This is a genomic window from Enterobacter cloacae complex sp. P12RS, assembly GCF_014895875.1.
Taxonomy (GTDB): Bacteria; Pseudomonadota; Gammaproteobacteria; order Enterobacterales; family Enterobacteriaceae; genus Enterobacter; species Enterobacter bugandensis.
Window position 1 is genome coordinate 1 of sequence record NZ_JADBQO010000096.1, and the last position, 211, is coordinate 211.

General features: G+C 43.6%; 1 pseudogene. It reads right to left on the minus strand.

Annotation, left to right across the window (positions count from 1 at the left end):
* Positions 1 to 26: 26 nt before the first annotated feature.
* Positions 27 to 211: pseudogene (locus tag IM284_RS23820) on the minus strand (hypothetical protein); the annotation flags it as partial.

A 211-nucleotide genomic window follows, 5' to 3' on the forward strand; every position in this document is an offset into this window, starting at 1 on the left:
CGCTTTGGCGTGGATTTTTTGCGGGGTTAAAACACATTCTCTAATAGTTCTGTTTTCATGCTGGGTTCAAAAGGAATGATCTCAACAGTCGCAAGCTTTAACCTCGGAAAAGGATCCTTGCATAATCGTTTTGAAGTGAGGCAATACTCTCACACTTAGCGAGAATGACTCCACCGTTTCTTGGGATCCTTCTTTCGGACGCCAGGAAAAT